General features: G+C 64.9%; 15 protein-coding genes. 6 read left to right on the top strand and 9 right to left on the bottom strand.

Annotated features, from left to right (window positions below; translation table 11 throughout):
- Positions 1-25 precede the first annotated feature (25 nt).
- The 3 genes from DK842_RS21795 to gntR form a co-directional block, all read right to left on the bottom strand.
- Positions 26-1,333, bottom strand: coding sequence for an MFS transporter (locus DK842_RS21795; RefSeq protein WP_114063372.1), 1,308 nt, complete (start codon positions 1,331-1,333; stop codon positions 26-28).
- Positions 1,334-1,379: 46 nt separating this feature from the next.
- Positions 1,380-1,880 carry a gluconokinase gene (locus tag DK842_RS21790; protein ID WP_114063371.1) on the bottom strand — a complete coding sequence of 167 codons (501 nt, stop codon included), beginning with the start codon at positions 1,878-1,880 and terminating at the stop codon, positions 1,380-1,382.
- 184 nt (positions 1,881-2,064) lie between these two features.
- Positions 2,065-3,084, bottom strand: coding sequence for an HTH-type transcriptional regulator GntR (gntR, locus tag DK842_RS21785; protein ID WP_114063370.1), 1,020 nt, complete (start codon positions 3,082-3,084; stop codon positions 2,065-2,067).
- 108 nt (positions 3,085-3,192) lie between these two features.
- On the opposite strand from gntR, the gene DK842_RS21780 reads away from it, so the two are divergent.
- Positions 3,193-3,822, top strand: a complete 630-nt coding sequence (locus tag DK842_RS21780) for an FMN-binding negative transcriptional regulator (RefSeq protein WP_114063369.1) — start codon at positions 3,193-3,195, stop codon at positions 3,820-3,822.
- On the opposite strand, the gene DK842_RS21775 is transcribed toward DK842_RS21780, so the two are convergent.
- On the bottom strand, positions 3,819-4,643 hold the full coding sequence (locus tag DK842_RS21775) for a hypothetical protein (RefSeq protein ID WP_114063368.1): 825 nt from the start codon (positions 4,641-4,643) through the stop codon (positions 3,819-3,821). The genes DK842_RS21780 and DK842_RS21775 overlap by 4 nt on opposite strands.
- Positions 4,644-4,884: 241 nt before the next feature.
- On the opposite strand from DK842_RS21775, the gene DK842_RS21770 reads away from it, so the two are divergent.
- Genes DK842_RS21770 through DK842_RS21760 form a run of 3 tightly spaced genes read left to right on the top strand, consistent with a single transcriptional unit; the run spans position 4,885 to position 10,167 of the window.
- A complete protein-coding gene (locus tag DK842_RS21770) occupies positions 4,885-9,078 on the top strand; it encodes a sensor domain-containing protein (RefSeq protein WP_168194955.1) in 4,194 nt (1,397 codons plus the stop codon).
- The gene (locus DK842_RS21765; RefSeq protein ID WP_198414596.1) at positions 9,075-9,653 is read left to right on the top strand and encodes a GNAT family N-acetyltransferase; all 579 of its coding nucleotides are present in this window, start codon (positions 9,075-9,077) and stop codon (positions 9,651-9,653) included. The genes DK842_RS21770 and DK842_RS21765 overlap by 4 nt, the downstream gene beginning before the upstream one ends.
- 13 nt (positions 9,654-9,666) lie before the next feature.
- Complete coding sequence (locus DK842_RS21760; protein ID WP_114063366.1) at positions 9,667-10,167, top strand: GNAT family N-acetyltransferase; 501 nt, start codon at positions 9,667-9,669, stop codon at positions 10,165-10,167.
- Position 10,168: 1 nt separating this feature from the next.
- Here the strand turns inward: DK842_RS21760 and DK842_RS21755 are convergent, their stop codons facing one another.
- Positions 10,169-10,825 carry a DUF3313 domain-containing protein gene (locus DK842_RS21755; protein WP_168191752.1) on the bottom strand — a complete coding sequence of 219 codons (657 nt, stop codon included), beginning with the start codon at positions 10,823-10,825 and terminating at the stop codon, positions 10,169-10,171.
- A 110-nt stretch (positions 10,826-10,935) separates the two neighbouring features.
- Complete coding sequence (locus DK842_RS21750) at positions 10,936-11,133, bottom strand: hypothetical protein (protein WP_114063364.1); 198 nt, start codon at positions 11,131-11,133, stop codon at positions 10,936-10,938.
- 216 nt (positions 11,134-11,349) lie between these two features.
- Between DK842_RS21750 and DK842_RS21745 the strand changes: the two genes are divergently transcribed.
- Complete coding sequence (locus tag DK842_RS21745) at positions 11,350-12,972, top strand: methyl-accepting chemotaxis protein (protein WP_114063363.1); 1,623 nt, start codon at positions 11,350-11,352, stop codon at positions 12,970-12,972.
- 63 nt (positions 12,973-13,035) lie between these two features.
- On the opposite strand, the gene DK842_RS21740 is transcribed toward DK842_RS21745, so the two are convergent.
- Positions 13,036-13,710 (bottom strand): hypothetical protein, encoded by a 675-nt coding sequence (locus tag DK842_RS21740; RefSeq protein ID WP_114063362.1) that lies wholly within the window; start codon positions 13,708-13,710, stop codon positions 13,036-13,038.
- Here DK842_RS21740 and DK842_RS23205 point away from each other — a divergent pair.
- Complete coding sequence (locus tag DK842_RS23205) at positions 13,694-13,882, top strand: hypothetical protein (RefSeq protein ID WP_145964117.1); 189 nt, start codon at positions 13,694-13,696, stop codon at positions 13,880-13,882. The genes DK842_RS21740 and DK842_RS23205 overlap by 17 nt on opposite strands.
- A gap of 130 nt (positions 13,883-14,012) precedes the next feature.
- Here DK842_RS23205 and DK842_RS21735 read toward each other — a convergent pair whose 3' ends face one another.
- Both DK842_RS21735 and DK842_RS21730 read right to left on the bottom strand, forming a co-directional pair.
- Positions 14,013-14,621, bottom strand: coding sequence for a 3'-5' exonuclease (locus tag DK842_RS21735; protein ID WP_114063361.1), 609 nt, complete (start codon positions 14,619-14,621; stop codon positions 14,013-14,015).
- Positions 14,621-16,426, bottom strand: a complete 1,806-nt coding sequence (locus DK842_RS21730; protein WP_114063360.1) for a putative nucleotidyltransferase substrate binding domain-containing protein — start codon at positions 16,424-16,426, stop codon at positions 14,621-14,623. Before DK842_RS21730 ends, DK842_RS21735 begins: the two co-directional genes overlap by 1 nt.
- Positions 16,427-16,449: the final 23 nt, after the last annotated feature.

The raw sequence follows: 16,449 nt of genomic DNA, 5'->3' as shown, positions 1-16,449 counted from the left end.
CTTGCGCCGGGGCCGAGGGGCTGCCTTAGTCCGGGGAGACGCCGGGCTCGGGCAGGGGCTCGATGCGGCCCAGCAGGAAGACGAAGGCCAGGATGCCGATCACCAGCATGAAGCCGGCCACCAGGAAGGCATTGGCGAAGGAATGGGTGGCGCCGACAATGAAGCCGGTGACGATGGGCGCGACCGCGCCCATCATGTTGTTGGCGAAGTTCATGATGCCGCCGACGGTGCCGGTGCCGCCGCGCGGCGCGATCAAGGACGGCAGCGACCAGCCCACCGGGGCGGCGGCGGCCAGGCCGCTGAGCGCGATGGTGATCCAGATGATGGCGATGTAGGGGTCGGTCGTCGTCGTCGCGCCGAACACCGCCATGCCCATGGCCATGCCGCACAGCAGCACTGTCTTGCGCACACGGGTTTCATCGTGGCCGCGGGCGATCAGCTTGTCGATCAGCCAGCCGCCGACGAACAGGTCGGACAGGGTGGCGAACATCCACGGAATGGCGGAAAACCACGCCGATTTCAGGATGTCCATATGCATCGCCTGAACCAGATAGCCGGGCAGCCAGGTCAAGAACAGGTAAAACACGTAGCCGTAGGCGGCGAAGCCGATGGACAGGCCCCACACCTTGCGCTGGCGCAGCAGGTAGCCCAGCATCGCCATCGAGCTTTGCTGGCTGACGCCTTCCTCGGCCGCGCCGCCCTGGACGATGTAGTCGCGCTCCGTTTGGCTCAGCTTCTTGTCGGCGCTGGGGTCGCGGTAGATCAGATAGAAGGCGATGAAGTACAGCACGCTCAGGATGGCGGATACGCCGAAGCCCCAGCGCCAGCCCAGATGGACCACGGCCAACGCCACCAGCGGCACGCCTATCACATTGGAGAACTTGGCGGCGGCGTCGAAGATGGCGGTGGCCATCGCCCGTTCGCGGCGCGGAAACCAGTAGCCGGTGGCTTTGGCGCTGACCGGGAAGCCCGGCGCCTCGGCCACGCCCAGCAGCATGCGGGCGGCGAAGATGCCGGCGAAGCCGCCGGCGCAGGCGGTGAGGGTGGCGGCCACGCCCCACAGCAGCGCGCCCAGGCGGCCGATGCGGGTGGCGCCGAAGCGGTCCAGCACCACGCCGGTGGGAATCTGCAGCAGCGCGTAGCTCCAGAAGAAGGCGCTGAATAGCAGGCCCAGCTCGCCGTTGCTGAGGCCGAATTCCTGTTGCAGCTGCGGCGCGGCCACCGACAAGCTGATGCGGTCGAAGTAATTGACCAGTATGCCGATGCCCAGCAGCCAGCCTATGCGCCAGCGGCGGGTGGGAATCTTATTTTGTTGCGGGGACGGGGCGTGCATTGTTGTTCTCCTCTTTGTTACTGCCTTTGCGTTGAATCGTTCGGGTCTAGTCCAGTTCGGCCAGGATGAGAGGCAGCAGCGCTTCGGGCGGCAAGCTGACGTCGCAGGGAATCGCGGCCTCGTCCGCGCCGGGGGGTTCCAGGTCGCGGAATTGGCTGTCCAGCAGGCTTTCTGGCATGAAGTGGCCGCTGCGCCCGCGCATGCGCTCGGCGATCAGCGTCTTGTCGCCGCGCAGGTGGACGAAGCGCAGATCCGGGTCGCCGCCGCGCAGCACGTCGCGGTAGCGGCGCTTCAGCGCCGAGCAGGCCAGCACCATGGGCTGGCCCGACTCTCTCCCCTGGCGCAGCTTGTCGGCCAGATTGGCCAGCCAGCCGGCGCGGTCATCGTCGTTCAGCGGGACGCCGGCGCGCATGCGTTCTATGTTTTCCGGAGGGTGGAAGGCATCGCCTTCTATGAAGTTGACGCCGGTCGCTTCCGCCAGCAGGCGGCCCACGCTGCTTTTGCCGCAGCCGGCCACCCCCATCACCACGATATTGCCGTTTTTCATGTTAGCGCTAACATTTCAATGGAAAGGATCGCCGACATGAAGCCGGCGAATTGGTGATGATGTTAGCGCTAACAAAAAGTCCTCAACAAGCAGTTGGATCAAGTTTCATCGCTTGTCCGGACCATGCTGTAGTGGTATCGCAACAATGTTGTCATAACAGATGCCGGCGAGCAGATGGCGAACTTCAGCTGCTGCGGCGCAGCATCAGGCGAAAGCCAAGGTCGGCTCGGCGCGATTCCGGCTCTTCGCCATCGATCAGCTTCAACAACGACTGGGCGGCATGGACGCCTATCTCGCGCCGCGGCGTGGCCACCGTGGTCAGCGTGGGCGTGCACCAGGCGGAGGGCTGCAAATCGTTGAATCCGGCGATGGCCAGTCGGCCCGGCACGTCCAGGCCCAGCTGCTGGCTGCGCGACAGCGCGCCGATCGCCAAGTCGTCGTTGCAGCAGAACAGGGCGTCGCAATCCGGGCGCTCCGCCAGCGCGCGGTCCAGCATGTCGGCCCCCATCTGCATGCTGGATGGCTGCGGGTCCAGCCATTCCAGTCCGGCGTCGCGGCAGCCGGCCGCGTCCAGCGCCGCGCGGTAGCCTTCCAGCCGTTTCATCACCCGCTCGTCCAGCTGGGCGCCGAGAAAGCCGATGCGGCGCTTGCCCCGCTCCAGCAGGTGGCGCGTGATGGCGGCGCCGGCATCCTCCTGCGAAAAGCCTACGCAGCATCGCCCGTCGTCGGCCAGGTCCATCATGTAGACCACGGGCAGGGCGTGCTGGCTGAGGATGCGCTCGAACGGTTCCGCATGGCTGAGGCCGGTGATCAGCACGCCGTCGGGCCGATGCTGCAAATAGGCGCGCAGCAATTGAAATTCCTGCGCCGCGTCGTAATGGCTGTTGCCGATCAGCATCTGGTAGCCTGCGGCGTCCAGCACGGTTTCGATCCCGGCCAGCGTTTCCAGAAACACGGTGTTGGCCAGGGAGGGAATCAGCACCAGCACGGTCCGCGACTTGGCCGAGGCCAGCGTGCTGGCGGAGCGGCTGGGCACATAGCCCAGGGCGTCAACCGCCTGCATCACTTTTTCTCGCAGCGGCTCGGAAACTTGCTTCGGTTGATTCAGCACTCGGGACACGGTGATGGCGCTGACGCCGGCCGCTTTGGCCACGTCATGCATGGTGACGCCGCTGCCGGAGCGGACGCGCGGTTTTCTGGACATGGGTTTCTCAAGATGGATTGGCAATACAATTGTCATTGTATCGCGGCGGACGCGCTTGCCGGGCGCTGACGACTGCTTGTAATGTCGTGATTTTTCCCGGAGCCCATCATGTACCAGCCCAGCCATTTCGTCGAGGCCGATCCGGCCGTTCTGCTGAGCCTGATGCGGGGCCGGCCGTTGGCCGCCGTGGCGATCAACGGAGAAGATGGTCCGCTGGTCAACCATCTGCCGCTGATGACGGTGGAGGATCAGGGCGTGCTGAAACTGAGAGGACATGTCGCGCGCGCCAATCCCTTGTGGAGGCTGCTGGAAGACGCGCCGCAGGCGTTGGCGATATTCCAGGGCGACGATGCCTACATCAGCCCGTCATGGCATCCGGACAAGACGGTGCACGGCAAGGTGGTGCCCACGTGGAACTACATGGTGGTGCATGCGCGCGGCAAGTTGCGGGCGATGGATGATCCCGTCTGGCTGCGCGCGCTGCTGGAGGCCCTGACTAGCAGGCATGAGGCGGCGATGCCGCGGCCATGGCGCGTCTCCGACGCGCCGGCGGACTACCTGGACATGATGCTGCGCGCCATCGTCGGCATCGAACTGACGGTTGAGCGGCTGGATGGCAAATACAAGCTCAGCCAGAACCAGCCCGCGGCCGCCCGGCAAGGCATGCGGGCGGGGCTGGCGGCGAGCGGCGATGGCCGCGCCGGTGCGGTGGCGGACGCGATGGCGCGCGGCGGCTAATGGCGGAAACGGGCCAGCAAGGCGGCCAGCTCGGGCTGGACCGCTTCTCCATCTTGCTGCAGGCGCTGCAGGAAACCATCCAAAAACGAATTGAGCTGGGCGGTGGAGGTGGCGGTGGCGCCGATGCGGGCATGATCCCACTCCACCACCACGCCTTGCAGGTAGGCGGTCAAGCGGTTGCTGTCTTCCTGGAACGAGTGATAAAGGCTGATCGCCGGCGCGCCGTTCAACTGGTAGAACGCCTGCAGCGTGGACTTGTCCAGCCGGCAGCGGCTGAGGATGTCGCGGCTGTCGAACTCCAGGAACAGCGGTTGCGCCACCTGGTTGCGGCGGGTGTGGCTGAGGTAGGGGCGAGACACCACGCCGATGGTGGAGTTCAGCGGCCCGGCAGGCCTGCCGTTGCTGACCGGGTAGCCCAGCAACAAGGTGAAGGCGCTGGCCATCGGGTCCGGCAGCGCGCCGTGATCCAATTCGAAGCAGCGCTCCACCGGATAGCGTCTCAGCCAGTCGGCGGGAAGATGCAGCGCCGCCAGATCCAGATGCTGAGGACTTGCGCAACGTAGTTGCCGCAATGGCCATTGAGTCTTGCCGATGCAGGCGACTACGTTCTGCCCGTGGTTGACGCAGGCGGTGGACAGCACGGCCTCGGTTGTGACGATGAACTTTTCACCGCGATAGCCCAGCAGTAATCCGCTGCCGAAGCAGGGGCCGGTGCGCCCCGCGCTTTTCTTGGGGTGAAAAGCCACCACCAGGGGGCTGAGGTGCTGATAGATGTGCTCCAGGCACTGCAGGGGATCATCCAGATCGAACAAAAATTCCATCCCCGATTACCTCATTTATGTATGAACAACGATTCTTCGCTCAGCATAGTTCAGGCTAGAACGGTTTGAATCCCTGTTTTCGCCGCGGCGCGCATGCGACGGGGCGAATGCTATACCTGTATTGGACAAGCCCGGATAACGCGCTCGGCATCAGGTGGCGGCGAATGGGCGGACAGGGAGGCGCCGCTGCGCGGCGCGGATGACGATCGCCGGGCGCGGCCCCGGATGCAGAGGAATCCCTATGGCAAGCAACCCGAGGACCCGCTTCATTCTGCTGGCGGTGCCGGGCTACGCGATGTTCGCGCTGGCCTGGATTTTCTTTTCCGACCAGTTGCTGGCGGGGCTTGATGCGGGCCGGGCAATGCCGCTGTCCATAGCCAAAGGGATGTTTTTCGTTCTGGTGACATCGGTGTTGCTGTTGCTGGCGTTGAGATCGGTGCCGTCTCGTGACTGTGGCGAGCAAATGGCATGGCTCGGCGCCTTGTCCAATGGCATCGGCCCCGGCCGTCTGCCGCGCTGGGCCGGATACATGACAGCCTTGGCCTTGTTTGCCTGCGTGCTCGGGCTGCGGCAGTTTTTGCTGGGGCCGGAGCTAGACAAGCACCCGATGCTGATACTGTTTCTGTTGCCCATCATCCTTGGCGCCTGCATGGGCGGAGCGGGCCCGGGCCTGCTGGCGACCGTGCTGGCTGTGCTGGCCGCGGATCTGCTGGCGACGCCGGCATTGCATGCGGGGCAAACGCCTTGGCACAGCAAGTTGCAACTGCTCTTTCTGGCGCTGAATGGTTTGGCGGTCAGCCTGCTTTCCGAATCGCTGCGCCATGCCTTGTCTCGGGTGGAGCTGCATCGCTCCTTGCTGGACGCGGTGGTGTCCAGCACGTCGGACGCGGTCTTCGTCAAGGATGTGCAGGGCCGCTATTTGCTGGTCAACCACTCCGGGCTGGCCTTCGTCGGCAAGGCCGGGCGGGAGGTGCTGGGACGGGACGACCGCGAGCTGTTCGATGAAGAGACCGCGCGGGAGTTGATCTCCCAGGATCGCCTGATCATGCAAGGCGGCAGGGTACAGACCCACGAGGAGCAACTGACGCTGCAAAACGGCGAGAAGCTGGTGTTTCTGGTGACCAAGGGGCCGATCTACAACGCAGACGGCCGTCTGGGAGGGCTGTTCGGCATTTCTCGAGACATCACTCTGCAGAAGCAGGCGGAAAATCTGCTGCGCGACAATGAGGCGGCGCTGCAGCAGGCGCAGCAACTGGCGGGAATAGGCAGTTGGAGTTGGGAGTTCGCGACCGATCGCCATTACTGGTCGCCGGAGGCGTATCGGCTGTTCGGGTTGGAGGAGCGCTTTGCGCCGCCTGGTTATCCGGCGATGCGGCGCTATTTCGCGGTGGACAGCTGGACCATGCTATCCGACGCTGTCGAGCGCTGCCGGCTGGTGGGCATGGGCTATGAGTGCGACGTGGAATTGCAGCGGCCCGATGGGGAAATGCGCTGGCTGACGATGCGCGGCGAGGCTAGGCATGACGCGGACGGCGCCATCGTCGGCCTCTATGGCACCATGCAGGACATCACCGAACGCAAGCAGATGGCGATGCAGGTCAAGGCCAGCGAGTCGAGGCTGCAACTGGTTGCCGAAGCCACCAGCGACGGCTTTTGGGACTGGGACCTGCGCAGCGGCAAGGTTTACCGCTCTCCGCGTTACTACGAAGTGACCGGCACCCAGCCGGAGGAGGACAGCGGCGATTTCCGCTTCTTCCGCCAACTGGTGCACGCGGCGGATTTGCCGTATGTGCTGCAGGCGATAGAGGCGCACCGGCGCGGCAAGACGCCGCGGATCGAGGTGGATTTCCGGCTGGCGAAGCAGGACGATGGCGTGCGCTGGCTGCAGGTGCGCGGCCGCGCGGTGGAGTGGGACGAGCGTGGCGCGGCGGTTCGGCTGGTGGGAAATCTGTCCGATATCACCGAGCGAAAGCGAGCCGACGAAGATTTGCGGCTGGTGTTGAACGAGGCCGGCGACGCGATCTGGGTGACCGATGTGGACGGTTATTTCATTTTCGCCAATCCGGCCGCCTGCCGGCTCACCGGCCACGGCGTGGAAGAGTTGCGGGAAATGCATATCCACGATCTGGTGGCGCCCGAGTGCCTGGGCCTGTTGGCAGAGCATCTTGCCAAGATCAACAACGGCCCCTTCCTGCGCTCCGAATGGAAGCTGAGGCTGAAGAAGGGCGGCGCGATCAGCGTGGATCTGACTTCCGGCAAGATGAAGGATGGCCGCTACATCGCTTTCGGACGCGATTTGACCGAGCAGCACCGCGCCGCACAGGAGTTGCACGACCGGGAAAGACAGCTCGCGCGGGTGATCGCCGGCTCCGACCAGGGATTTTGGGACTGGAACCTGAAGACCAACCGCTTCCAGGTCAGCCCGCGCTGGGAAAGCATGCTGGGCTACGGCCCGGGCGAGATGCACATCACGGCGGAAAACTGGTACGAGCACCTGCACCCGGAAGACGCGGCGCGAGCCCGCGATTCGATCAAGCGCAACCTCGAAGGCAAGTTGAACAGCCACGAGGTGGAGATCCGCTGCCGGACCCGCGGCGGCGACTGGCGCTGGATACTGTCGCGCGGCCGGGTGGTGGAGCGCGACGAGCAGGGCGAGCCGCTGACCATGTCCGGCACCCATACCGACATCACCGAGCGCAAGGTGTTCGAGCAGACGCAGAAAGAAGCCGCTGCGGTATTCGACAGCAGCTACGAAGCCATTATGATGGTGAGCCCGGAGGGCGTGATCTCCAAGGTCAACAATGCCTTCACCCGCATCACCGGCTATGGCGCGGAGGAGGCGATCGGGCAGAAACCCAGCCTGCTGGCTTCAGGCAAGCAGCCGATCAGCTTTTACGAGGAATTGTGGAACTCGGTCAAGGGGCATGATTTCTGGCGCGGCGAGCTGTGGAACCGCCGCAAGAACGGCGAGCTGTACGCCGAGTTGCTGTCCATCTCCGTGGTGAGGGATGAGAGGGGGCAGGTGCAGCACTACATCGGCATCTTCTCCGACATTTCTCAGCTGAAGCAGCATGAGGCCGAGCTGGACCGCGTCGCCCACTATGATCCGTTGACCGGCGTGCCCAACCGCAGGCTGCTGTCGGACCGTTTGCGCCAGGCCATTGTCCGCGCCACGCGCAGCGGCAAGTCCTGCGCGGTGTGTTTCCTGGATCTGGATGGCTTCAAGGCGGTCAACGACCAGTACGGCCATGCGGTGGGCGACCAGCTGCTGGTGGCGGTGAGCAACAATCTCAAGGCCATTCTGCGCGGCGACGACACGCTGGCGCGGCTGGGCGGCGACGAGTTCGTGGTGCTGCTGTCGGAAGTCGGCTCGCCGGAGGAGTGCATGCTGGTGTTGGACCGGGTGCTGGCGACGGCGTCGAGGCCGATGCGAGTGGGCGAGTCAGAGGTCAACGTCACCGCCAGCATAGGCGTCAGTTTGTTTCCGCAGGACAATGTGGATCCGGACACCCTTTTGCGCCACGCCGATCAGGCGATGTATCTGGCCAAGGACGCGGGCAAGAACCGCTATCAGCTGTTCGATCCGGAAAACGACCGCAAGGCGCAGGAGCATAGGCAATTCCTGGAGCTGCTGCGGCAGGCGCTGGGCCGCGACGAATTCGCGTTGTTCTATCAGCCGGTGGTGGACCTGAAGAGCGGAGAGGTGATCAGCGTGGAGGCGCTGATACGTTGGCATCATCCCAAACGAGGCTTGCTGGCGCCGGCTGAGTTTCTGCCTCATCTGGCCGGAAACGAGCTGGAGGCGGCATTCGGCCTATGGGTGATGGACGCCGCTTTGGGCCAGGTGTCCCGCTGGGCGGAGGCCGGCTTCGACATCAAGATCAGCACCAATGTCAGCACCAATTATTTGCTGAGGACGGATTTCAGCCAGCAACTGGCGACGGTGCTGGCGCGCTATCCCAATGTTCCGCCCTGGCATCTGGAGCTGGAAATCCTGGAAAGCGCCGCCGGCGACGTGGAGCAGACGATACGGGTGCTGCAGCGATGCCGCGAACAGGGCGTGCATTTCGCGCTGGACGATTTCGGCACCGGCCACGCCTCGTTGACCTATCTGCGCCGCTTGCCGGTGGATACCCTGAAGATAGACAACAGCTTCGTTCACGACATGATAGGCAATCTGGACGACCGGCGCATCGTCGAGGGTGTGATCGAGCTGGCCACCATTTTCGGCCGCAAGGCGATAGCCGAGGGGGTGGAGACGCTGGAGCATGCGGCTCTGTTGCGGGAACTGGGCTGCCCCTACGCGCAGGGCTTCGGCATCGCCAGGCCGATGGAGGCGGATAAGGTGATGGACTGGTGCAACCAGTGGCGGCAGGACGAGACCTGGCTGCAGCCGGAGGGCGAAGCGGTCGCGACGGATTTGCCGTCGGCATGAAAGGCTCGGGCGAGCGGTTTTCTGTTAGATTGTCGTTTTCCCATTTTGAGGCCCGCTTTTTGGCGGGCCTTGCCATGATGGAGCGCGGCATGGGCGAATGCGCCAAAATGACGCCGGCGATGCGGCTGGCCAAGGGAGCCGACGCCGCTGCGCTGGCGGACTTGTACCGCCAATTGACCGGCGATGAGAGGGTGAAGGTGCTGCCGGCGCGCCTGGACAGCCTGGCGGATGGTGTGCGGGCACAGGTGCTGGTGTGCGAGTGCGATGGCGAGTTGGCCGGCACCGCCTGGCTCGGTTTTTGCGAAGACGCGATGTACGGCGAGCAGCCGTTCGCGGTGCTGGAAAATGTCGTGGTCCATGCCAGTTGGCGCGGTCGGGGGCTGGGGACGGCGTTGTTGCGGGAGGCGGAACGGCGCTGCCTGGCGCGCGGCTGTTCCAAGATCATGCTGCTCAGCGCCGCGGGCCGGGAAGACGCGCATCGTCTCTTTCTGCGGGCGGGATTTCGCGGCGACGCCAAGCTTGGCTTCGTCAAGTACCGGCGAGACATGCTCGCCCGGGATTCATCGTCAACTTAAGGAAAGCCAGTCGATGCCATTGCAGGAACGACAAGAGAAACGCCCGGCGCTAGCCGCTGCCGGTCTATCCATCCGGTTGGAGCGTCCGGACCAGCCCGATACGCTGGCGCTGATCGACGAGCTGGACGCTTACCAGAAGCCCTTGTATCCGCCTGAGAGCCATCATGGCGTCGATGTCGAGGCCTTGCTGCGGCCGGAGGCGGCGTTCGCAGTGGTACGCGACGAAAACGGCGAGGCGGTGGGATGCGGCGCGGTGTGGTGCGCGCCGGCATATGGCGAGCTGAAACGCATGTATGTCCGCCCGCAGTGTCGAGGCAAAGGCGCGGCGCGCGCGCTGATGGATTTTCTGGAGGCCCAGGCGCGCGCGCGCGGTTGCGCGGAAATGGCGTTGGAGACGGGCATCCATCAACGCGAAGCGATTGGCCTGTACCAGCGAGCCGGCTACGATTTCTGCCCGCCGTTCGGCGATTACCGCGAAGACCCGTACAGCGTGTTCATGCGCAAGCCGCTCTGAGTCACGGCGCCTTGCCCAGGTGCGCGGCCAACTGGCGCGCGCTCTGGCGGCACCACTCGTCTATCAGGGGCTTGATCAGTTCCAGCGTCATCGGCTGCTCCTTGGTCTTGTTCTTTTCGCTTTGGCGCAGGTTGACGGTGCCGGCCAGCAGGCTGCCGTCCTGCGCGTCCTCCAGTTGCGCCATGCTGGCGATTTTGAGCAGATAAGGTTCTTTGCCGGCAGCGAGGCGAGCCAGGTTGAATACGGCCTTGATCGGCAGCAGGTCCATCGCGTCCACGCCGGGCCGGCCTTGGCTGACGCCGGTGACCGCCACCCGCAGCCGGGCGACGCCGGGTTCCGGCCGCAGCGCTTCTTCCACGCCGGCTGCCTTCAGCTCGGCTTGCAGGCGGTCGTGGAAATACGCGGCGATGGCATTTTCGTCGCCGGACTGCAACAGCTGCCAATCGCCGTTTTCAGCCTGCCGAAGAAACAGCAGCGGCTCCAGCATGACCGCATGATAGCTTTTCAGATTCACGCCCGGCTTCAGGTATACCTGTTGGCCGGGAATCATCTTGCCTTCCTGGAACGCATCCAAGGGAACGGTGAACAGGTTGTCGGCGGGAGCGGACCAGGCCGGCAGGGAAAACAGGCAGCATAGCGCCAATGCGGAGAGTTTCATGGAAAAGCCTTTGTCGGAAGCGATCATGCGATGACAACTTGTTGACAGCATAGTTCGGCGTCGCGGCGAGCAGGAGGCCCGTGGAGAGTCCGTGAGCGAATAGCAGGGGCTTATTGGCGCAGGTAGGCGTATACGGCGAGCAGCAGGATGCAGACGATCACCATCAGGTTGAGCAGCAACTCCTCCTGCATGGGTTCGTAGTGCAGTTTGTCATGGACGCTCAGGCGGGAGCCGCTGAGCTTGCGCAGCCAGTATTGCAGCAGATTGCGCGGACTGGGGCCGTCCGCGTCGGCATTACCGGGTTTCATGATCGAGCGCCTTTGTGGTTGAGAACGAACGCTGTTGGATTTTACTCCGCTTTTATATGCGTTCAACATTTTCCAAAGAAAATCTGCGTTTTCGCAAATGAATATCCTGACGCGAATTATGCACGTTGGCCTCCGCTGACGCGGCGCGAGGATGCGGCGCAAGCTGGTCTACACTGAGTTGAATTGTTCTTTCAAGGACAAAGTGGGGTGTTGGACATGAAATTGCGTTTGAATGTCGGTTGGCGCATTGCCGCCTTGATTCTCCTTTCCATCGCGGCATTTCTGTTGCTGGGCGGCGTCAGCCTGCAGCGCCTGGCATCGACCCAGCAGCAATTGCGCAAGCTGGACGAGGTGTCCCTGGCCGAGGTGGACATCTCCCGCAGTCTCAGTTCCGAGCTCACCAGCATGAGGCTGGAGACATTGCGATTGCTGGCTTCGCGCGATCTGGCGGTCAAGCAGAAGGCGGAAGAGGGCATCGGCCGCCATCGCGAGGCGCTGGGGCGCTTGTTGGATGCTTATCGGGCCCTGCCGTTGGCCGCGGAGCAGTTGAGCAAGAGCGAGCAGTTCCAGGGTTTGCTGGGCGAGTACCGCGACGCGGTGGCGCCGCTGATCGCGGCCGCCAAGGCCGATCCGGACCATCCGCCGCCGGTCTACAACCCCAAGATCAACGGCGCGGCCGGAAAGATGGGAGACCTGGTGGAGGACATGGTCAAGACCAGCCGCGAAGACGCGGGGGGGGAAAGGTCCAATGCCGAATCCGGCTACGCGGCCACCGTCAGTTTCATGATCGCCATCATTGTCCTGGGCGTGGCGGTGCTGCTGGTCGCCGGCTACTTGTTGCGGCGATCCATCACCCAGCCATTGGAGCAGGCGCGGGACGCGGTGGAGGATGTGGCGCGTCGGCTGGATTTCACCCGGCGCACCCAGACCGGCGGCAATGACGAAATCGCCGATGCGATGCGGGCGCTGGACTCGCTGCTGCAAACCTTGCAAAACAGCTTCGCCGAAGTCAGCGGCAAGGTAGGCGGCGTCGCCGATTCAGCGCGCGGCATGCGCGAGACGGCGGGCGAGCTGGCCGCGAGCGCCGAGTCGTCGTCGCAGGCATGCGCCAGCATGGCTGCCTCGGTGGAGCAATTGACCGTCAGCATCGCCCACGTGCGAGACCGGGCGCGGGAGGCCAGCCGGGTCAGCGGCGAATCCGGCCGGCTGGCGGAGGAGGGCGAACGGGTGATTTTGCGCACGGTGGAGCAGATCCAGTCCTCGGTGACGACGGTGAAGGAGGCCGCGGGCACCGTGGACAAGCTCAAGGACAAGGTGACGGCGATCGGCAGCGTGACCGAGGTGATCAAGGGCGTGGCGGACCAGACCAATCTGCTGGCGCTGAACGCGTCTATCGAGGCCGCGCGGGCCGGCGAGATGGGCCGAGGTTTCGCGGTGGTGGCGGACGAGGTGAGGCAGTTGGCAGAACGCACCGCCCAGGCCACGCTGCAGATAGACGGCATGATCCAGGAGATGCAGCAGCAGTCGCATGACGCGGTGCGCCACATGGACAAGGTGGTGGGCGAGGTGCGCGGCTGCGAGCAATCGGCCGGCGAGGCGGGCGCCACCATCACCCAGATCAGCGGCAGGGCCGGCGAGGCGGTGGAGTTGGTGGGCGAGATCGCGGCGGCGATAGGCGAGCAGGCTGAATCCAGCACCGCCATCGCCCAGCAACTGGAGCGCATCGCCCAGCTGTCCGGCGAGGGAAGCGAGACGGCGGGCGCCACTGCTGCTGCGGCCGAACGGTTGAACGAACTGGCGGCGGAAATGCGCGCCACGGTATCCCGGTTCAGGGTGTAGTCCCATTGTCGGAACACGCGGAACGGACGCCTGGGCGTCCGTTCCGCTTGCCGGCGCGGCGGTTCAGATGGACATGGCCATCAGCAGGCTGCCGATGTCGTTGCCGCCGGCGTTGGCCTGGAACAGGCTGAGCGCCGCCTGGGTTTGTTGTTGATTGAGGGAGGCGAGCGCGCTGCCGGCGTTGTTGCCGGAGGCGGCGTTGCCGCTGGCCGCGCCCAGCACGCTGGCCAGGCTGTCGTTCTGCTGTTGCTGTTCGCCGCCGCCATGGCGATGGTGGTGGCGATGATGGCCGCTGGAAGGCTGGGCGGCGTCGGCCTGTTGCAGGCCTTGCTGCAGTTGCTGGAAGGCTTGCTGCGCCTGGCTCAGGTTGCCGGCCTGCAAATCCTGGCCCAGCGCGTTCAGCAGCGAGGCAATGGTATTGCCCCCGCTGGAGCCGGACGACGCGTTTTGGGCTGCGTTCAGAGAGGCGAAGGGATTGTCGGCGTTGGTAGCCGAGGCGCCAGAGGCTGACGAAGTCGCGGAGATCGCGTTGGTCAGCATGGCGCTGAAGTCGGAGCCGCTGCCGGCGTTGGGGTTTCCGCTCAACTGCTGCAGCGCGGCCAGCGCCTGCTGCGCGCCGGCGAGGTCGCCCTGCTGGACGGACTGGGTGAGCTGGCTGAAGTCATGCCTGCGCTGCTGGTGCAGCGACTGCCGTTGTTGCCAATAGCCGTTGGAAGTGTCGGTGCTGCTTACGGACATGGTGCTTCTCCTGGAAAACGAGGTTGCCGGGCAGCGCTACACGGATCCGCTGCTGTCCTTGGCGGCGGCCGGCTGGAGCGAGGCTCCCGCGCGGCCGGCAATTATTGCCGCCTTGTTGTCGCTGCCTGCCGTCGTCGCCGATGGGAATATTGGATTTTATGATTTTCCATAGGAAACAATGGCTTGGCTGTGAGTTGTCAAGCAATAGCCGTGCCAGGGATGGACAGTTTTCTCCGGTAAGTGTTTGCAGATGTTGCGGCGCAAGCTGCGGATTGAAAGCTTGCCCGAGCGGGGGCGAACCCCTAGCCGAAGCCTCGCCGGCGCAACGCCTGGTACAGCATCGCGGCGCTCAGCGCGTCGTTGAGCGCGTCGTGGCGCGGCAATGCTGGCATGTCCAGCGCCTGGTGCAGCGCATCCAGGCTGAGGTCGATGTTGGCGTCCGGACGCTGGCGGAAGCGGTAATCGTAGTAGCGGGCGGACAGCTCGATCCGCCGTTGCGGCAGGCCTATGCCCAGCAGCGGTTTCACATACTTGTCCAGCACAGCGATGTCGTATTCCAGGTAATAGCCCAGCAGCGGCCGGCCGCCGATAAAATCCAGCAGCCGCTCCACCGCCTCCCGCGGCGGAATGCCTTCCGCCAGGTCGCGCCGGCGCAGGCCGTGCACGGCGATATTGCCGGCGCTGGGCTCCGCCTCCGGCCTGACCAGCAGGCACAGCGCTTCGCTGTGCAGGATGCGGTCGCCGCGCAGCCTGACCGCGCCTATCGCCAGCAATTCAGCCTCGGCGGCGTTCAGGCTGGTGGTTTCGCAGTCCAGGCTGACGATTTCGTCCGGATGCTCGTCGAGCAGGGCGGCGCGGGCCGGATCGCGCAGCCGGGCGAGCAGCCAGCGCCGCCGCAACGTGGCCAGCATCAGAAGCTCCCCAGCCGGTAGTGGTGGCGCAATTGGGCCTTGAAACGCTTGACCACCGCCAGCGCGTCCTTGAGCAGGTCGCGCTCCAGCGTGGACAGGCTTTCCGGCTCGATCAGATTGTCGGGTGGCTGGCCCGCGTCCAGCCGGCTCAGGCCGCGCTCCAGCCGCAATTGGGACAGGAAACCCAGCGCTTCCTGGATGTCGTCGGCAAGCCGCGCGTCCAGCTTTCCGGCCAGAGCCAGCTGCCGGGCGCGCTCGGCGCTGGCGGCGGCGGCGATGCCATTTTCCAGCGCCAGCGCGCGCAGGCCGTGCACCAGCGGGAAGATGCCGCCCTTTTTCAGGTCCAGCAATTCGCGGCCGTCGCGCACGCGGGTGCGCAGCCGCGAGAAGGGCCCCAGCGGAGTATCGAACAGATCTACGGCGCGGGCGAAGCGCGAAAAGAAGCCGGCGTCGTCTTGCAGCCGCGCTTGCAGATAGTCGCGGCAGTCGGCCAGCAGCGAGGCGTCGCCGCAGACGGGGTCGGCGTCGCAGAAGATGGCCAGTCGCATCATGCTTTCGCCGTCGGGACGGGTCAGCCAGCCATAGATGCGGTCGCGCATGGCGTTGCGGCTTAGCCGCCACTGCGGATTGCTGACCATCACGCCGCCGGGGCAGGGCGGATAGCCGAAGCGGGCGAGGGCGGCGGAGAAGGCGTCGCAACAGGCGGCGGCTTCGGGAAGATCTTCTCCGTCGCGCAGCAGCAGCATATTGTCCTGGTCGGTCTTGAGGATCTGCTCGCCTCGCCCTTCCGATCCCATCGCCAGCAGGCAGCTGTTCTCCGCCAGCCGCGGCGAGGCGATCATCCTCCAGGCGCGGGCGAACAGCCTGGCGTTCAGCGCCTGCACCAATCGGCCCAGCTGCTGCGGCTTCACGCCGTGGCCGGACAGTATCCGCACCAGCCTGTCTATCTGGCCGGCGATGTCCGCCAGCTCGTCCAGCGTTTCGGCGCGGTCCAGCCGCTGGACGATCAGGTGGGAGTGGTTGGAGAAGTAGGACAGCACGTCCACCTGGGCCAGGATGCCGACCGCCTGGCCGTTTTCGGTCACCACCAGCCGGCGCAGATTGCGCTGCGTCATCAATAGCAGCGCGTTGAACAGGAAATCGTCGATGTCTATGGTCAGCAGCTGGTAGCCGCAATGCCGGCCGACCGGTTCCGTGCCGGCCACGCCGTTCAGGATCACATCGCGAAAATCGGTGGTGGTGAAGATGCCCAGCCGTTCGCCGTCGCGCACCAGCACAGACTTGCTGCGGCGCGCCTTCATCGCGGCCGCGGCGTCGCGGATGCTGTCGGCGGCATCGATGAACACCGGCTGTCGGCAGCCGGCGTCGCGGATGGTGGCGGCCAGCAGGGTTTGCAGCTCGCGGTAGCCGGCGCGCTGGGCGAGCATGCCCATCTTTTCGGCGACGCCGGCGTAGAAATAGGCGCCGAAGCGCGGGTTGCTGTCGGTCAGCGCCAGCACCGCGTCGCGTGGCATCGCCAGCAGCAGCGTTTCCTCCTCGGCGACGAAGCGGCTGGCCGCGCGGGCGGAGACCAGGGCGCGGGCGTCGAACACGTCGCGCAAATGATAGCGGGACAGGATTTCGTCATCGGACAGCTCGCACACCACGCCCTTGATCACCATGTAAAGCGCGTCTATCGACTGGCCTGGGCCGATGATCTGCGCGTCGTCGGCGTAGTAAACGATATCGGCGCGCGCCTCCAGCGCATCGCGCTCGGCGGGGCTGAGGTTGTCGAACGGCGGCTGGCTGAGGTCGAAGCGGCTCATGGCGGTTCCGTGCCGAGGATGGT

The sequence above is a fragment of the Chromobacterium phragmitis genome, from assembly GCF_003325475.1.
GTDB lineage: Bacteria > Pseudomonadota > Gammaproteobacteria > Burkholderiales > Chromobacteriaceae > Chromobacterium > Chromobacterium phragmitis.
The sequence above is the reverse complement of the archived record's forward strand: the minus strand, read 5'-3'. Positions and strand labels throughout refer to the sequence as shown.

What these genes read in the sequence shown, in the direction of transcription:
- DK842_RS21795 (WP_114063372.1), bottom strand. Translation starts at nt 1,333, where the DNA reads ATGCACGCCCCGTCCCCGCAACAAAATAAGATTCCCACCCGCCGCTGG.
- DK842_RS21790 (WP_114063371.1), bottom strand. Translation starts at nt 1,880, where the DNA reads ATGAAAAACGGCAATATCGTGGTGATGGGGGTGGCCGGCTGCGGCAAA.
- gntR (WP_114063370.1), bottom strand. Translation starts at nt 3,084, where the DNA reads ATGTCCAGAAAACCGCGCGTCCGCTCCGGCAGCGGCGTCACCATGCAT.
- DK842_RS21780 (WP_114063369.1), top strand. Translation starts at nt 3,193, where the DNA reads ATGTACCAGCCCAGCCATTTCGTCGAGGCCGATCCGGCCGTTCTGCTG.
- DK842_RS21775 (WP_114063368.1), bottom strand. Translation starts at nt 4,643, where the DNA reads ATGGAATTTTTGTTCGATCTGGATGATCCCCTGCAGTGCCTGGAGCAC.
- DK842_RS21770 (WP_168194955.1), top strand. Translation starts at nt 4,885, where the DNA reads ATGGCAAGCAACCCGAGGACCCGCTTCATTCTGCTGGCGGTGCCGGGC.
- DK842_RS21765 (WP_198414596.1), top strand. Translation starts at nt 9,075, where the DNA reads ATGAAAGGCTCGGGCGAGCGGTTTTCTGTTAGATTGTCGTTTTCCCAT.
- DK842_RS21760 (WP_114063366.1), top strand. Translation starts at nt 9,667, where the DNA reads ATGCCATTGCAGGAACGACAAGAGAAACGCCCGGCGCTAGCCGCTGCC.
- DK842_RS21755 (WP_168191752.1), bottom strand. Translation starts at nt 10,825, where the DNA reads ATGAAACTCTCCGCATTGGCGCTATGCTGCCTGTTTTCCCTGCCGGCC.
- DK842_RS21750 (WP_114063364.1), bottom strand. Translation starts at nt 11,133, where the DNA reads ATGAAACCCGGTAATGCCGACGCGGACGGCCCCAGTCCGCGCAATCTG.
- DK842_RS21745 (WP_114063363.1), top strand. Translation starts at nt 11,350, where the DNA reads ATGAAATTGCGTTTGAATGTCGGTTGGCGCATTGCCGCCTTGATTCTC.
- DK842_RS21740 (WP_114063362.1), bottom strand. Translation starts at nt 13,710, where the DNA reads ATGTCCGTAAGCAGCACCGACACTTCCAACGGCTATTGGCAACAACGG.
- DK842_RS21735 (WP_114063361.1), bottom strand. Translation starts at nt 14,621, where the DNA reads ATGCTGGCCACGTTGCGGCGGCGCTGGCTGCTCGCCCGGCTGCGCGAT.
- DK842_RS21730 (WP_114063360.1), bottom strand. Translation starts at nt 16,426, where the DNA reads ATGAGCCGCTTCGACCTCAGCCAGCCGCCGTTCGACAACCTCAGCCCC.